Source organism: Pedobacter sp. GSP4, from assembly GCF_051857575.1.
GTDB lineage: Bacteria > Bacteroidota > Bacteroidia > Sphingobacteriales > Sphingobacteriaceae > Pedobacter.
This window is the reverse complement of the sequence record NZ_JBPZIR010000007.1, coordinates 33,715-50,134: the sequence shown is the minus strand read 5'-3', so window position 1 is coordinate 50,134 and position 16,420 is coordinate 33,715. Positions and strand designations below refer to the sequence as shown.

The 16,420-nt window shown below is 38.6% G+C and carries 11 protein-coding genes; 9 read left to right on the top strand and 2 right to left on the bottom strand.

The genetic code is table 11. From position 1 onward, the window contains the following. Nucleotides 1-115: 115 nt before the first annotated feature. Entirely contained in the window at nucleotides 116-3,274 is a 3,159-nt protein-coding gene (locus tag ACS5PU_RS17600; RefSeq protein WP_439460472.1) for a TonB-dependent receptor, read from the bottom strand. Between the two features lie 722 nt (nucleotides 3,275-3,996). Between ACS5PU_RS17600 and lpdA the strand changes: the two genes are divergently transcribed. The 9 genes from lpdA (at nucleotide 3,997) to asnS (ending at nucleotide 14,485) form a co-directional block, all read left to right on the top strand. Beyond that, a complete protein-coding gene (gene lpdA, locus ACS5PU_RS17595) occupies nucleotides 3,997-5,385 on the top strand; it encodes a dihydrolipoyl dehydrogenase (RefSeq protein WP_439460471.1) in 1,389 nt (462 codons plus the stop codon). A gap of 112 nt (nucleotides 5,386-5,497) precedes the next feature. Continuing rightward, the gene (locus ACS5PU_RS17590; protein ID WP_439460470.1) at nucleotides 5,498-6,337 is read left to right on the top strand and encodes an MBL fold metallo-hydrolase; all 840 of its coding nucleotides are present in this window, start codon (nucleotides 5,498-5,500) and stop codon (nucleotides 6,335-6,337) included. Further along, complete coding sequence (locus ACS5PU_RS17585; RefSeq protein ID WP_439460469.1) at nucleotides 6,338-6,910, top strand: GNAT family N-acetyltransferase; 573 nt, start codon at nucleotides 6,338-6,340, stop codon at nucleotides 6,908-6,910. Nucleotides 6,911-7,094: 184 nt separating this feature from the next. Continuing rightward, complete coding sequence (locus tag ACS5PU_RS17580) at nucleotides 7,095-7,454, top strand: hypothetical protein (protein WP_439460468.1); 360 nt, start codon at nucleotides 7,095-7,097, stop codon at nucleotides 7,452-7,454. A gap of 760 nt (nucleotides 7,455-8,214) precedes the next feature. After that, nucleotides 8,215-8,742 (top strand): ferritin, encoded by a 528-nt coding sequence (locus ACS5PU_RS17575; RefSeq protein ID WP_439460467.1) that lies wholly within the window; start codon nucleotides 8,215-8,217, stop codon nucleotides 8,740-8,742. Nucleotides 8,743-9,474: 732 nt separating this feature from the next. Beyond that, nucleotides 9,475-10,923, top strand: a complete 1,449-nt coding sequence (locus ACS5PU_RS17570) for a circularly permuted type 2 ATP-grasp protein (RefSeq protein WP_439460466.1) — start codon at nucleotides 9,475-9,477, stop codon at nucleotides 10,921-10,923. 9 nt (nucleotides 10,924-10,932) lie between these two features. After that, complete coding sequence (locus ACS5PU_RS17565) at nucleotides 10,933-11,868, top strand: alpha-E domain-containing protein (protein WP_439460465.1); 936 nt, start codon at nucleotides 10,933-10,935, stop codon at nucleotides 11,866-11,868. Between the two features lie 51 nt (nucleotides 11,869-11,919). Then, nucleotides 11,920-12,909: a transglutaminase family protein gene (locus tag ACS5PU_RS17560; RefSeq protein ID WP_439460464.1), complete on the top strand. Its 990-nt coding sequence runs from the start codon at nucleotides 11,920-11,922 to the stop codon at nucleotides 12,907-12,909. A gap of 127 nt (nucleotides 12,910-13,036) precedes the next feature. Continuing rightward, nucleotides 13,037-14,485, top strand: coding sequence for an asparagine--tRNA ligase (asnS, locus tag ACS5PU_RS17555; protein WP_439460463.1), 1,449 nt, complete (start codon nucleotides 13,037-13,039; stop codon nucleotides 14,483-14,485). A gap of 214 nt (nucleotides 14,486-14,699) precedes the next feature. Here asnS and ACS5PU_RS17550 read toward each other — a convergent pair whose 3' ends face one another. After that, on the bottom strand, nucleotides 14,700-16,361 hold the full coding sequence (locus ACS5PU_RS17550) for an FMN-binding glutamate synthase family protein (RefSeq protein WP_439460462.1): 1,662 nt from the start codon (nucleotides 16,359-16,361) through the stop codon (nucleotides 14,700-14,702). Nucleotides 16,362-16,420 lie beyond the last annotated feature (59 nt).

Below are 16,420 nucleotides of genomic sequence, written 5' to 3'. Positions count from 1 at the left end.
CAATTTATTACACGAACAGCATATAAAACATACGCAATCAGAAATAAAAACAGACACAAACAACAAAGCCCACGATCAATGATCGCGGGCTTTGTCTGTTATATCTTATTAAGTACTAGTTAAAGTTGTAACGAACTCCAACTTGTGCTTGCCATCTTGAAGCAAATGGAGCTACTTGATAAGCTGTACCATTAGTTGGTGCACGGAAAGTGTAACCACCACCAGTAGTAGCATTGTAGTTATAATTGATTAAAGTAGATGCATTATTAGATAATGAATACAATTTACCCCAATCTTTATTGATCAAATTACCTACGTTGATAATGTCAAGAGATAATTGTAAACTATTTTTAGTTCCTTTACCACCAACAATACCTAAATCTTGCATTAAACGAACATCGAATTGGTGTTCCCAAGGCATTCTAGCACCATTACGCTCTGTATATTGACCTCTTTTGGTACTTAAGTAAGGATCACTATTGATAAAAGCGTCTAATGCAGTCCACTGTTGAGCAGGAGTGAAAGTTTGCGTACCAACAGTTAAAGTTGTTAAGTTAATTTCACTTTGTGTTCTAGGAACATATAATAAGTCATTTTGGTTATTTCCATCTTGGTTAAGGTCACCAAAATATAAATAAGTGAATGGTGATCCAGATTTACCTACATAGAATAAAGAGAAAGTAGTTCCGAATTCTTTGTTTTTACCATATTTCACACTGTAATTCAAAGCTCCAGTCACTCTGTGTCTAACATCAAAATTAGAATAAGCTAAATCAGGATTGTTTGGATCATTAACAATTTGAACAAATCCAAAGTTAGAAGAAGCAGTACTACTAGCGCCTGAATTTACATCTTTAGATTTTCCATAGGTATAAGAACCTGATAAGAATAAACCAAAGTTGAATGATTTTTGTAATTGAGCGGTTAAGTTATAGCTACTTCCTTTGTCTGTATTATCTAAATAATAAACGTTAGTGAAAGTAGTGTTTACTTTTCCAGCTGCTAGAGGGTAGTTAAACAATGGACGACGATCTGCACCACCTGTGATATTAGCAGGGATTGTACCAATTGCAGACTTCATGTTAATGTTTTTATACAATACATTGTTCACAGTTTTACTATAAAGTGCTTCTAACGTACCAGTAATTCCTCCTGGTAATTTGAAGTCAGCAGCAATATTTGTTCTGAAAACCTGTGGTAATTTAAAATTATTGTTTGCCAAGTTTACTTCATATGTTGGTACAGAACCACCAGCAGCTTTTTGATTAGCCGGATCGGCTATAAAAGTACCAGTACCATTTGTAGCATTTACTGCTCCGTATAACATTCCACTATTTGTAAACTGGTTAGATAACCAAACGAAAGGAGCACGGCTAGTTAATAAACCAGCACCACCTCTTAATTGTAGGGCTCTATCACCAGTTAAATCCCAGTTAAAACTCATACGAGGTGATACTAAAATCTGACCACTTGGAGTTTGATCTGTTCTTTGGTTAAGGAAAGTAGAAGCGATTAATGGATTAGCAGCAGGATCATCAAAGAATAATGGTACATCAACGCGTAAACCAGCAATTAATTTAAATCCTGTAAATGCATCAATCTCATCTTGGAAATAAAAGCCTAATTGTGCGGCATTAAATTTAGCAGCCGGAGTTGCATCACCTGGAACTACCGAATAAGTAGCTGCTGCTACGTTTGGTTTTGCATTTGTAACAAAATCATTTAAGTTGCTATAAGTATAACTTCCAGCAAAATTGTTCATAAACAGGTTTCTAAATTTAAAAAACTCGTTATGTGTACCAATTGTAAATGTATGTTTGTTAGCAAAGATTTTCAAATTGTCAGTAAATTCAACAATATCCTGATCTAACTCGTTAGCTGTAGAGCTTCTTTCTGAACCTACCAACACAGAGTTACCAGAAATACCACTCATATTGTTAATTTGAATTTGAGGGAATAATGTTCCTGAAGTAGATCTAAAATCTCTAATCCTCTGATAACCAACAATTAAATTATTTGATACAGTTGGAGAAATAGCGCTACGTAATTCTAATACAGATACGTTCTGATTGTTATTAAATCTATAAGCATTGTTTCCAAAACGGAACTGAGTGCTACTTCTACTAATATTATCATCAAATGCTTTGATGTAATTGTGACGAAGTGTTAACTGGTTTTTAGCATTGATATTCCAGTCTAAACGAGCAAAAAACTTGTTATTCTGAGTTTTCGAATCAATTGCACCTGTTGCTCCAGCATCGTAGCCATATCTAGATTGTAAGGTGTTTGTTATTGTCTGCGCATCAGCTGCAGAAAGTACAGAACCAGGATCACCAACGTTTAAAGTTGTTGGCTGTTGGATTCTTCCCATTTCACCATTTACAAAAAGGAATAATTTATCTTTAACAAGCGGAGCTCCTAAACGGAAACCAAATTGGGTATTGTAAAATTCGGCTGCCTTAGTATTAAGACCATCTACACTTTTACCAATTGTATTTTGGTTTCTTCCAAAGAAGTAAGCCGAACCTTCAACCTTGTTAGTACCAGAGCGTGTTACAGCGTTAATACCACCACCTGCAAAGTTTCCTAATGTTACATCAAATGGTGCTAATACAACCTGTAATTCTTGAATTGCATCTAAAGAAATCGGCTGAGTTCCAGCCTGGCCACCTGGTGCTCCATTACTAGCTAAACCAAAAACATCGTTATTAACAGCACCGTCAATACTAATATTGTTGAATCTATTATTTGCTCCAGCAAATGAATTACCGTTAGCCTGAGGCGTTAAACGGGTAAAATCAGTTAATGAACGAGATAATGATGGTAAATTCTGAATTTGTTCCTTACTGATGTTTGTTGAAGCACCAGTTTTTTTACTATTGAACACAGGATCATTTTTACCAGTAATAACTACTTCATTTAATTGTTTGCTATCATCAGAAAGAACAATATTTAAAACATAAGGATCACCCAGTTTTAAAGTTAAATCAGTAATTTTTTCCTGATTAAATCCAATATAACTAACTTCAACTGTGTATGGACCACCAACACGCATGTTAGTTATAATAAAACGGCCATCATTGTTTGTTGATACAGAATAAACGGTACCAGTTGGTGTGTGTGTTGCTTTTACACTTGCACCAGGCAAGGCGCCTTTGGCATCCTTAACTGTTCCTGTCATTGTTGATGTAGTTACCTGTGCAGTAGCACCAAAAGTAATTCCTACAAATGCAACAATAATCAGTACTAATCTTAAAAGTAAAGATTTCTTCATACTTTGTTTTTTAAATGTTTTTTGTTGTTGAATAATAATCGTAATAAGGATTTTATTGGCGCAAATGTACCTAATAAAATTTAACACATTTTAACATCTAATGTTAAATTATGGTTAAGTCGGTCATAATTTTTCAACATTTAACAAATGCTAGAAGAATTGCATCTTTCAGTTTATCAATCGTTTGACTAGAGAACTAAATTTTTAATAATAAAACACATTAATGATTATTATTTAAGCAGAAAAGAGCGCACAAAAATGATATTTTTCAAAATTTAACTATTCACAATAACATTAAGTTAAAAATAAGACAAAAGCATTAGCATAGCCAAGTATCTCATTTGCCTTTTTACAAATACGAAACCTTTTAAAACCCGCAGTTAATTTTAAAACTACAATATGCAGGCAATGTAAATTTTAACTGCTATCTCAACATTCACGTAGCCAATTAACATTTTTTTTTTAGTTTTGAGCGATTGTTAACAGACGATGGTCTTTTAACCCTTTGTAATGTGGAAGTAGGCAGCTACCAACACGAGATTAATCTGCCCCGCAGAGACTCCTTTACCCAAAGATTACAGATAGCACAGAACATTTTAAAAAACGAATCTCTTAAATTAGATATGAACCGTTCATAATTAAGCGCATCAAACACCAGTTAAGCGGTAATTTAATTATGGAAAGCTCCATCTGACAGATAAAAAATAAACTAAAAGAAACAGATGAATTACGACGTTATTGTTTTAGGCAGCGGCCCAGGTGGTTACGTAGCTGCGATCAGAGCTTCACAATTGGGACTAAAAGTTGCAATTGTTGAGCGCGAATCATTAGGTGGTATTTGTTTAAACTGGGGCTGTATCCCTACTAAAGCACTTTTAAAAAGTGCTCAGGTTTTCGAATATATTAACCATGCTGCCGATTACGGAATTACCACCGCAGGTGCAACAGCCGATTTTGCTGCTGTAGTAAAACGTAGCCGTGGCGTAGCCGATGGCATGAGTAAAGGCGTACAATTTTTAATGAAAAAAAATAAAATTGACGTAATCATGGGAACTGGTAAAGTAAAACCAGGAAACAAATTAGAAGTTAAAGGTGCCGATGGTTCTCAAAAAGAACTTACCGCAAAAAATATCATCATTGCTACAGGCGCCCGCTCAAGAGAATTGCCTAACCTTAAACAAGATGGCAAAAAAATTATAGGTTACCGCCAGGCCATGGTTCTTCCCGAACTGCCAAAAAGCATGGTAGTTGTGGGCTCTGGAGCTATCGGAGTAGAATTTGCCTATTTCTATGCCACTATGGGCACAAAAGTTACCATTGTTGAATTTATGGAGAATGTGGTACCCGTAGAAGATGAAGATGTTTCTAAACAATTGTTGCGCAGCTTGAAAAAAGTGGGCATCGATGTAATGACTTCAGCTTCCGTTGAAGCGGTTGATACCACCGGTGCAGGCTGTAAAGTTTCTGTTAAAACAGCATCAGGTATGCAAACCATCGAGGCCGATATCGTACTGTCAGCTGCCGGTATCGTTGCAAACATCGAAAACATTGGCTTAGAAGAAGTAGGTATCAAAACCGAAAAAGGCAAAATCGTTACCGACGAGTTTTACAACACTTCAGTTAAAGGATATTATGCCATTGGCGATGTAGTTGGCGGACAGGCATTAGCACACGTAGCCTCTGCAGAAGGTATTATCTGTGTAGAAAAAATCGCCGGTCAGCATGTTGAACCTTTAGATTACAACAACATTCCGGGATGTACTTATTGCACACCAGAAATTGCATCAGTAGGTTATACCGAAAAAGCAGCGAAAGCAGCCGGTTACGAACTGAAAATTGGTAAGTTCCCTTTCTCAGCCTCAGGTAAAGCAAGTGCTGCCGGTGCTAAAGATGGTTTCGTAAAATTAATTTTCGATGCTAAATACGGCGAATTATTAGGCGCACACATGATCGGTGCCAACGTTACCGAAATGATCGCCGAAATCGTAGTTGCACGTAAATTAGAAACTACTGGTCACGAAATGATTAAATCTGTTCACCCTCACCCAACCATGAGCGAAGCCATTATGGAAGCTGCCGCTGATGCATACGGAGAAGTGATACACTTATAAAAAGGTTAATTGTATAAACTGTAGAATTGGTTAATTGTTAATAGCAATTAGCCAATTTTAGTTTATAGCCACAATTAACCGATTTAAACAATTAAACAATTAACCAAAAAGCATGAAGCTGCATACCATAAACACAGGATTATTTAAACTAGATGGTGGCGCCATGTTTGGCGTTGTACCAAAATCCATCTGGCAAAAAACCAACCCGGCCGATACCAATAACCTTTGCACCTGGGCTTTACGCTGCCTTTTAATCGAAGACGGCAAGCAACTAATTTTGGTCGACACTGGCATTGGCGATAAACAGGACGAAAAATTCTTTAGCCATTATTACCTACATGGCAACGATACCATGAAAAAATCGTTGGCTGCTTTAGGTTTCGAACTGGCAGATATCACCGATGTTTTTCTTACCCATTTACATTTCGACCATGTTGGCGGTGCGGTAGTAAGAAAAGGAGAAAAACTGGTACCCACGTTTGAAAATGCAAATTATTGGAGCAATGAAAAGCATTGGCAATGGGCAGTAGAACCCAATGCAAGGGAAAAGGCTTCTTTCTTAAAAGAGAACATTTTGCCTATTCAAGAAAGCGGTCAGCTTAAGTTTGTCGAAGAACAGGAAAATATCGAGTGGCAGAAAAACATTAAGATAGGTTTTGCATACGGCCATACCGATGCCATGATGTTACCAAAAATCAAGTACAAAGAAAAAACCATTGTATATATGGCCGATCTTCTACCTTCTGTTGGGCATCTTCCCCTACCCTATGTAATGGCTTACGATATGTTTCCATTAAAAACGTTGACAGAAAAACAGGCATTTTTAGAAGAGGCAGTAGATAACAACTATATATTGTACCTAGAGCACGATCCCGTTAACGAATGCTGCACCTTACAAAGAACCGAAAAAGGTATCAGGGTGCTCGAAACTTTTAACTTAAGCGATATTTAAATGATTAGACCGGCCACGCCTAAAGATGCAGAAGAAGTGGTGCCCTTGATACTCCAGGCAATGGACAAACTGGCTTACAAACTCACCCAAGTTGAAGATAAAGAACAGATCGTCACAATCTTTACTTACTTTTTTGAGCATCCAGGAAACCAATATAGCTATAAAAACACCCTGGTTTTTGAAACCGAAGGAGAAGTACTGGGTTCGTTAAATGCTTACGACGGCGCTAAACTAGCCGAATTGCGTAAACCATTTATAGCCTATTTAGCGCAACATTACCATGTAGATAACAATAATAATCAGGGTACAGAAACAGAAAGTGGCGAATTCTATCTAGATAGTATCAGTGTAAACCCCAGGGCCCAGGGAAAAGGAATCGGAAAAGAACTGATCAAGGCAGGCATTAACTGGGGCAAACAGCTGGGCCACCATAAAATCGGATTATTGGTAGAACAAAATAATGATGGAGCATTAAAGCTTTACGAAAAAATGGGTTTTGTAACCCACAACGAGAAGCAATTTATGGGCGGATTATACCAACACATGGTGTTTCAACTTAAAGCAGATCACTAGTTTAGTTTTTCTAAAACCTACCAACAAGGAAACGCTTAATAGATTCCCTAACTTCGTTACGCTATGCTCGGAATGACGATCACTCCTTCCTTCCCCGCGCCAAACGCAATCCGCTTAGCACTCCCCAAAATTTATTTTCGTTTTTATTTGTATTTAATCTAAATAATGCCAATTTTTGTAACCGATGGAAAAAGCGTGCGTAGATATTAACGAACTGGTTAACGTATTCTCAAATACCCAGGGTTCAATTTATCAATCAGATAAGTTAAACTGCTTTTATGTAGATTTCGGCGGCAAGTTTGCGCGCTATAACTGCCTGTCTCTTCAAAAACTAAAAAAGGTTGTAGAGAACATCGATATTGAAGACCTCCTTTTAAATACACACAAAGCAGATTTCGAACTGGTTACCTTTAATGGTTGCGAACACATCTATTTGTTGAGCGCTTTAGAAATCGTTGCCCTGAAAGATTTACTTCAAGGTGCATTCACCATGTTCAAACTTAACCACCTTATCAGCGATTGCCTTTATAGATTGGTTTATTAGTTCACTGGTTCATTAGCCATTAGTTTACCGGTAAATGTTAATGATTCAAGTGTTTAAACAAGCTAAATGCATTTATCTTTCAATTCTATCTGACACGTCATACTGAACTTGTTTCAGTATCTATCACGCCAGAAAGATCCTGAGCTAAACTCAGGATGACGACCGAGAGGTAAACAGATCAATATTTTTTGATTCTCAAGCACTATTCATTTGGCATTATTCCTTTGTCTAACCTCGTTCATTTAAATAAATCCATTTTCCACTCAATTCCATCCGCCGCGTCATACTGAACTTGTTTCAGTATCTATCACGCCAGAAAGATCCTGAGATAAACTCAGGATGACGACCGCGAGGTAAACAGATCAATATTTTTTGATTCTCAAGCACTATTCATTTGGCATTATTCCCTTGTCTAACCTCCTCCATTTAAATAAATCCATTTTCCACTCAATTCCATCCGCCTCGTCATACTGAACTTGTTTCAGTATCTATCACGCCAGAAAGATCCTGAGATAAACTCAGGATGACGACCGCGAGGTAAAAACCGGCCACTATCTTTCTGATCTTCAACCACTATCCGTCTTGCGTTATCCCTCCATTTTCCGTCATCCATCTTACCTCTTCCATCATCCCACCCCTCTTATTTAAACTCATTACAAATAACTAATTATCAGCAATTTAGACTAATTTCATATTGCAAATAAATTAGAACAGCGAACAAATTCAGCTTACATTTGTATTGTTATTAAAGCACAGTAATATGAAAGATCTAATGCGTATCAAATGTTTAATATCTCAGGATATCGAAACATTATTAAATCAACAAATCAAAAAAGAAGCTCACTCTTCATCACTATATTTAGCAATGTCATCTTGGTGCGACCAAAATGGCTTCGATTTTTCGGCAGATTATTTCTTAAAGCAATCTGAAGAAGAAAGAGTACACCAATTAAAATTATTCAAATACGTTTTGGATATGGGCGGAAACGCGATCTCACCAGAAGTTACAGGTATCAAAACCGATTTCGCTGGTTTCAGAGAAGTTTTCGAAGATGCTTTGGAAGCAGAAATTGCAATTACCCAAAGTTTCAAAAACCTGGCGGCCAAATGCCATAAAGAGCAGGATTTTGTGACCATGGAATTCTTAAACTGGTTCTTGAAAGAGCAACGTGAAGAAGAATACAAAGCACGTAGAGCACTAGAATTATTCGAAGTAATCGGCGAAGAAGGAACCGGAAGATGGGAAATTGATAAACATGTAAATAAAATCTCCTACTCAGAAGAATAAAAACAACAAAACATATATCAGAAAGCTATTCCAATTGGGATAGCTTTTTTTTTGCAAAAATTCAATTGCGAAGTGTATTTCTGTTGGGTAACTATCCTTCGAAAGGTTAAATCATAATCCATTTCCTTTCCCGCAGATGCCGCAGAAAAGAACCGCAGATTTAAAAAGATTAAATATCGCCGCCATTTGCAACGGGCATGGGCGAGATTAGCGATTTTATCGCTACATCGCAACTTTCATTCGCTAAATCTGCTTAACCTGCGGCCCCTATCCTTTTAAATCTGCGGGAAAACTCAACAGCCAATTACTTATTTCAGTAACTCTGCCAAAAAACAAAGATCTGAAAACAACGAAACAATACACAGTTCAAAACTGCTCCAATAAAAGAAAAGCTCCAGTTAAAACTGGAGCTTTCTTAGTTTAGGTTGTTTGGTTTATGTTGATTATGAATAAGTCTTAAATGTTTTATAAAAAAAGCGCCGTTACCAGCGCTTTTTTTAAACCAAATATATAATAATAATTAACGAGCATTACAAAAGTACAAATTTTATCCATAACTACAAGTATTTTTATAAAAAAATTAAAATATTTTATTAAAAAACACATAAATAGCTAAAACACAGATCAAAAAACATAATTAAATTGATTAAAAACATATATTTTTCAAATTTTAATGCAAAAACAATTGAATTTTACTCATAAAATCATATTTTAAAGAAATATTTAAGCAAAATGATAGAAGATTTTATAAAAAATTACTTTAATCATCCCAAAACTTACGATGAAATGTTTCTAAATGGCGATCAATACCGTGATCACTACACCAATTTCATTAATAATTTTTCAAAAGAATCGCTCGAAAACCTGAACAAAAAGGAAGAACTGGCTAAAAAACTCTTCATGAGCCAGGGAATTACCTTTACAGTATACGATAGTGGCGAAGGAATCGAAAAAATCTTCCCTTTTGATATAATCCCCAGAATTATTACCTCTTCAGAATGGTCATTTATCGAAAAAGGAATAAAACAACGGCTAAAAGCATTAAATCTTTTCTTAAAAGACGTTTACAGCAATCAATTTATTTTAAAAGATCAAATTGTACCCATAAATGTGATTTATTCCTGTCCGCATTTTTTGAGAGAGATGCATAATGTAAATGTTCTGCACGATATATACATCCATATTGCAGGGATAGATCTGATCAGAGATCACGACGGTACTTTTTATGTACTGGAAGATAACCTCCGAACGCCATCTGGCGTCAGCTACATGCTCGAGAACAGGGAAATTACCAAAAGGCTGTTTCCAGATCTTATTCCGCAATGTTCCGTAAGAAGCGTAACCGAGTACCCCGCTATACTCTATAAAAATTTGATGGCACTTTCGCCCAGGGCCGTTTCCAACCCAACAATTGTACTGCTCAGCCCAGGCATGTACAACTCTGCCTATTACGAGCACACTACGTTAGCCCGTTTAATGGGTGTAGAACTGGTTGAAGGGAGAGATCTGGTGGTTAAAAACCAAAAGGTATTTATGAAAACCACCACTGGACTGCAACAGGTAGATGTAATTTACCGCCGGGTAGACGATGACTATCTAGATCCACTGGTGTTTAACCCCAATAGTGTTTTAGGTGTGGCCGGACTAATGGGCGCTTACCGCAAAGGCAATGTGGCCATTATTAATGCCGTGGGTAATGGTGTTGCCGATGATAAGGCTGTTTACACCTATGTGCCCGATATGATCAGGTATTACCTTAACGAAGAGCCCATACTTAAAAACGTACCCACTTACCAACTGAGCAATAAAGACGAGCTCGATTATGTTTTTGCCAACATTAACACTATGGTAATTAAAAAAACCAATGGAAGCGGTGGCTATGGCATGCTGATGGGACACGCCGCGAGCGAACAGGAAACCGAAGAATATAAAATGGAAATCCTGAAAGATCCGCGCAATTTTATTGCCCAGCCTACCATTAGTTTATCATCGGCCCCTTGTTTTATCAATGGAAAACTGGCCCCGCGCCGTATCGATCTGCGTCCTTTTGCCTTAAACGGCCCCGATGGCATTTCAATTGTTCCGGGCGGCCTAACCAGGGTAGCCTTGAAAGAAGGCTCACTGGTGGTAAACAGTTCGCAGGGCGGTGGCAGTAAAGATACATGGGTTTTAACTTCTTAAAATACAAATATGTTAAGTAGAGTTGCATCAAGCTTATATTGGTTAAGCAGGTATGTTGAGCGCAGTGATGGGATGCTGCGCATGTTAAAAATAAATTATGCTTCCTCACAAGATACCATACAGGAATTTACCTGGAAGCCCGTAATCCGGATTTTTTCGTCAGATGATGAAAATGAATTGCTGAATATCCAGCACGATAGCCGGGCAGTGATTGAATATTTATTGCTCAACCGCGAGAATCCCAATTCGATCTTAAACATCGTTACACTTGCCCGCGAGAATGCCAGAAGCGTTCAGGAGCATATCCCCAAAGATCTGTGGCAATGCCTAAACGAATATTACCATGCCGTAAAAGACGAAAAGTTGCTCTGGTATGTTCAGAAAGATGATCCCGTTACTGCCCTCGATGTATTGATTAAACAGGTAATGTTATACCACGGCACGGCAGATAGCGTAATGGAGCGGGGCGAAAGCAGAAGTTTCATGAAAATTGGCAAACACCTCGAAAGAAGCATACAATCCATCGACATTTTAGATATCAAATTCAGTTCCATCAGCAGCAACCCCGATCTGTTAACAGATATTGCGTATTGGAAACACTTATTATTATCGTTAGGTGGCTACGAACTGTACCTAAAAACCTACCGACAAGGTTTCGATGCCAAAAATATCATCGAGCTGGTGATGCTCAACAACGACTTTCCGAGGTCGGCCTTGTACGCCATGAACAATATCGAAAGATATTTCAACCGGTTAAAAAGCGAAAGCAACATCGAGCATTACAACAATTTATCATTTAAAATAGGTCGGTTAAAAAGCATGATTACCTATAGCTCCGTAAATACCATGAACGAAGAACAGCTTCACCACTACCTTACCGAGATCAGGTCAGAACTTTTTGGTATAGGGAACCTGCTGAACGAGTATTATTTTGCCAACTCATAAGATCTGCGATTATCCTTTTATCTGTGGTAACAAACATTAACAAAAATCAATATGCCAATTTTCAAAATCAAACACATCACCAATTATAAATACGAATCGCCTGTTCGGGACAGTGCGAACCAGATCATTTTATTCCCGATTAAAGACGATTTTCAAAAAGTGGTCAAACACGACCTCAATATTTCCGGAAGTCCAGAAATTGAAATCTTTATCGATTATTATGGCAACGAAGTCGGAACCTTTACCCAAAACGAACCCCATACCCAATTAAAAATTTTCTCTAAAGTAACTGTAGAAACTTTCTCAAAACCACTCCCACAGGATGATATGTTTAGCAGTGAGCAATGGAACAGCCTAAATACCCTTAAATATGAGGTACCCTTTATCGATTATTTACGGCAGGAAAGCTTTGATGGAATTGCCCAGCTCAAAGAAACAGCCTTGAACATAAAAAAAACTGACGATACGCCCTACCAAACCGCGATAAAATATTGTGCAGATGTTTTCAATAATTTCGAATACATTAAAGGCGTAACTGCAGTGGATACCACCATTAACGAAATTTTGAAGCTTAGAGCAGGCGTTTGTCAGGATTTTGCACACGTACTTACTGCCATGCTGCGCTTAACAGGAATTCCAGCGAGGTACGTAAGTGGATATATTTGTCCGAACAGAGATGGTATGCGCGGAGAAGGGGCAACCCACGCCTGGGCAGAAGCTTACCTGCCCGAGTACGGCTGGCTGGGTTTAGATCCCACCAACAATTGTATTGTAAACGAAAACCATGTCCGTTTGGCTGTTGGAAGAAACTTTACCGACTGCTCGCCCGTAAAAGGCGTTTACAAAGGCGGTTTTGAACACATTATGGAAGTAAATGTTTCTGTAGGTTACAATGATGAAGACTTTAACGATAATGAAACTTATTTTCAGCCAAAGGAAGTAAACTATACCAAGCCTTCGGGCACCATAACCAGTGCCCGGACAAAAAACAGCTATCAACAGTATATGGAAGCCATTCAGCAGCAGCAACAACAGCAGTAGTAGGCAGTTTTCAGTTTGCAATAACCGTCTGCACTGAACTCGTGCAAAAAACTGTCAACTGAAAACGCTTAACTGTTAACTGATGCAAGTTTTTTTTTCTAAATTTGCGCCTTTTACAAATAATAATATGATTAAGAGACAGCAAATTAAAGATTTATTAAAGTCGACAGCATTTGACACAGAAGTAACGGTTATGGGATGGGTTAGAACTTTCCGTAATAATCAGTTTATCGCCTTAAATGATGGGTCTTGCATGAGCAATATCCAAGTTGTGATCGATTTTAATAATTTACCCGATGAGCTGTTGAAAAGAATCACTACAGGCGCAGCAATTTCTGCAACCGGTAAATTGATCGAATCGCTAGGTAAAGGTCAATCGGTTGAGATTAAAGCCACAACGGTAGAAATTTTGGGTGATAGCGATCCCGAAAAATTCCCTTTACAGCCAAAAAAACACAGCTTAGAGTTTTTACGCGAAATTGCACACCTGCGTTTCCGTACCAATACCTTTAACGCTGTTTTTAAGGTTCGCCATGCATTGGCTTTTGCCATTCACCAATTTTACAACGAGCGTGGTTTTGTGTACATGCATACCCCTGTTATTACCGCAAGTGATGCAGAAGGTGCCGGCGAAATGTTTAAGGTTACTACGTTAGATTTCGATAACACCCCACGTACTGAAGACGGTAAAGTAGATTTTTCACAGGATTTCTTTGCCCGTGCAACCAACCTAACCGTATCAGGACAATTGGAAGGCGAATTGGCAGCAATGGCTTTCGGACAGATTTACACGTTTGGCCCTACTTTTAGAGCTGAAAACTCGAATACGACACGCCACCTGGCTGAGTTTTGGATGATTGAACCCGAAGTAGCTTTCGCTGATTTAGAAGATAACATGCAGCTTGCAGAAGATATGATGAAGTATGTAATTAAATATGCTTTAGATAACTGCAAGGATGAATTAGAATTTTTAAATACCCGTTTGGCTGAAGAAGACAAACAAAAACCGCAAAACGAACGAAGCGAGTTTACCTTGTTAGAAAAACTGGATTTCTGCTTGGCCAACGATTTTGAGCGCTTAACCTATACAGAAGCCATCAGGATTTTAAAATCTTCTAAACCGAACCAGAAGAAACAGTTTAAATACCTGATTGATGAATGGGGAGCCGACTTACAGAGCGAACACGAACGCTACCTGGTAGAAAAACACTTTAAAAAACCGGTAATCTTAACCGATTATCCTGCTGATATTAAATCATTCTATATGCGCCAGAACGAACCAGACGCCGAAGGCAGACAAACTGTTGCTGCCATGGATATTTTATTCCCAGGCATTGGAGAAATGATCGGTGGTTCGCAGCGTGAAGAACGTTTAGACCGCTTAACCAAACGTATGGAAGATTTAAACATTCCGCAAGATGAACTTTGGTGGTACTTAGATACCCGCCGTTTCGGTTCAGCCCCACACGCTGGATTTGGCTTAGGTTTCGAGCGCTTGGTACTGTTCGTTACCGGAATGACCAACATCCGCGATGTAATTGCTTTCCCAAGATTCCCGAAAAACGCAGAGTTTTAAGGAAGGCATCTGTTGTTTGGTGTATGGTTTAAGGTTTAAGGTTTAAGGTTTAAGGTTTAAGGAAAAAACAAACCGTTAAACCAAAGGAGTCAAGTTTTAAAAACTTGACTCCTTTTTTTTATGTTCACATGCCGTCCCAGCGGGACGATTGCTGGGTAGCCAATTGCAAAATTGGCGTTTTTTCGTTCCGTAGGAACGTTTGGTGCTCAACACATTACCTTCCATCATCATGCATCGTATCGCCATAAGGATTTGCATGTGCATAATCTACTGCCGAAACTTTGTAATCGGTTGGTGCAAAACTTTGCGAAGTACTTAAAGCCATGCCTAGCTCATAACGCGTTGGATACGGCGTTTGGAGCAAACTACCAGCAGGGATATATGGAAAACTTTCCAAATAGCTCTGCATTACACTAGGACTAACCCTTCTGTTAATGTAAGCGCGGCTTAACTGATGCGTTTCCCTTAAACCTGCTGCGCCCAATAACTCTACAGCACTGGCTACCGTTAGGTTATGGAAATTTTTAACCCGAACCTTTTTATCCTCCACTACGAGTCCTTTCATTAAACTCGGATCTTGTGTGGCCACACCCGTTGGACAGGTATTGCTATTGCACTCTAAGGCCTGAATACAGCCAAGGGCGAACATCATACCGCGGGCAGCATTACACATATCCGCGCCAAGGGCAATATTTTTAACCAGATCGAAACCTGTGGCCACTTTGCCCGAAGCAATAATTTTAATGTGTTTCTTTAAATCAAAGCCATTAAGCACATCATAAACAAAAGCCACCCCCTCGCGCAACGGCATACCTACCGAATTCGAAAACTCTTGAGGTGCAGCACCAGTTCCGCCTTCACCGCCATCTACCGTAATAAAATCAGGGTAGATTTTAGTTTCGATCATTGCCTTACAAATGGCATAAAATTCGCTTTTACGGCCAATACATAACTTAAAACCAACCGGTTTACCATCAGATAAATCGCGCAGTTTTTTCACAAACTCCAATAGTCCGATAGGCGTGTTAAAAGCAGAATGTGCCGGCGGCGACAATACATCCTTACCCTCAGGCACCAAACGGATCCTGGCGACTTCGGGAGTTACCTTTTTAGCGGGCAACATCCCCCCATGCCCCGGTTTAGCCCCTTGCGAAAGTTTAATTTCGATCATTTTTACCTGATCCGTTTTTGCACGTTCCGCATACGCATCATAATTAAACGTTCCATCTGCATTGCGGCAACCAAAATAACCGGTACCAATCTGCCAGATTAAATCGCCACCAGGCTGACGGTGGTAATCACTTATCCCACCCTCTCCCGTATTATGCGCAAAATTGCCCAGCTTAGCGCCACCATTTAAGGCCAAAATGGCATTTTGACTCAGCGAACCAAAACTCATGGCCGAAATATTATAAATACTGGCCGAATAAGGCTTTTTACAATCCGGTCCGCCAACCAAAACCCTTGGATCTAAATTCAGTTCGTGATGCGAAATGGCCGCAATACTGTGGCTTAACCACTCGTAACCATTTTCGTAAACATTCAACTGCGTACCAAAAGGAATAGTATCATTATCGGTTTTGGCGCGCTGATAAATCAAGGAGCGGTTTAAACGGTTATATGGCGTACCATTGGTATCGCTCTCTACAAAATACTGGTAAACCTTTGGCCTCAACTCTTCCATAAAATACCTCAACCTACCAAATACAGGGTAGTTTCGCACAATACTATGCTTGGGTTGGTATAAATCGTAAATACCGAGAATAACAAATGGACCTGTAAAAATGAATGTCCACCATAAAAACGGATGATAAAGGCCCAGCATAATGGTTAGGGCAATTAAAAATGCGGCAATTGCGACGAAAGCTTTTCTCATAAAATTAGATTAGCGGATGTTTTGTTCTTACAAAGATTAGGATTATTAAACAACTGACA

What these genes read in the sequence shown, in the direction of transcription:
- ACS5PU_RS17600 (WP_439460472.1), bottom strand. Translation starts at nt 3,274, where the DNA reads ATGAAGAAATCTTTACTTTTAAGATTAGTACTGATTATTGTTGCATTT.
- lpdA (WP_439460471.1), top strand. Translation starts at nt 3,997, where the DNA reads ATGAATTACGACGTTATTGTTTTAGGCAGCGGCCCAGGTGGTTACGTA.
- ACS5PU_RS17590 (WP_439460470.1), top strand. Translation starts at nt 5,498, where the DNA reads ATGAAGCTGCATACCATAAACACAGGATTATTTAAACTAGATGGTGGC.
- ACS5PU_RS17585 (WP_439460469.1), top strand. Translation starts at nt 6,338, where the DNA reads ATGATTAGACCGGCCACGCCTAAAGATGCAGAAGAAGTGGTGCCCTTG.
- ACS5PU_RS17580 (WP_439460468.1), top strand. Translation starts at nt 7,095, where the DNA reads ATGGAAAAAGCGTGCGTAGATATTAACGAACTGGTTAACGTATTCTCA.
- ACS5PU_RS17575 (WP_439460467.1), top strand. Translation starts at nt 8,215, where the DNA reads ATGAAAGATCTAATGCGTATCAAATGTTTAATATCTCAGGATATCGAA.
- ACS5PU_RS17570 (WP_439460466.1), top strand. Translation starts at nt 9,475, where the DNA reads ATGATAGAAGATTTTATAAAAAATTACTTTAATCATCCCAAAACTTAC.
- ACS5PU_RS17565 (WP_439460465.1), top strand. Translation starts at nt 10,933, where the DNA reads ATGTTAAGTAGAGTTGCATCAAGCTTATATTGGTTAAGCAGGTATGTT.
- ACS5PU_RS17560 (WP_439460464.1), top strand. Translation starts at nt 11,920, where the DNA reads ATGCCAATTTTCAAAATCAAACACATCACCAATTATAAATACGAATCG.
- asnS (WP_439460463.1), top strand. Translation starts at nt 13,037, where the DNA reads ATGATTAAGAGACAGCAAATTAAAGATTTATTAAAGTCGACAGCATTT.
- ACS5PU_RS17550 (WP_439460462.1), bottom strand. Translation starts at nt 16,361, where the DNA reads ATGAGAAAAGCTTTCGTCGCAATTGCCGCATTTTTAATTGCCCTAACC.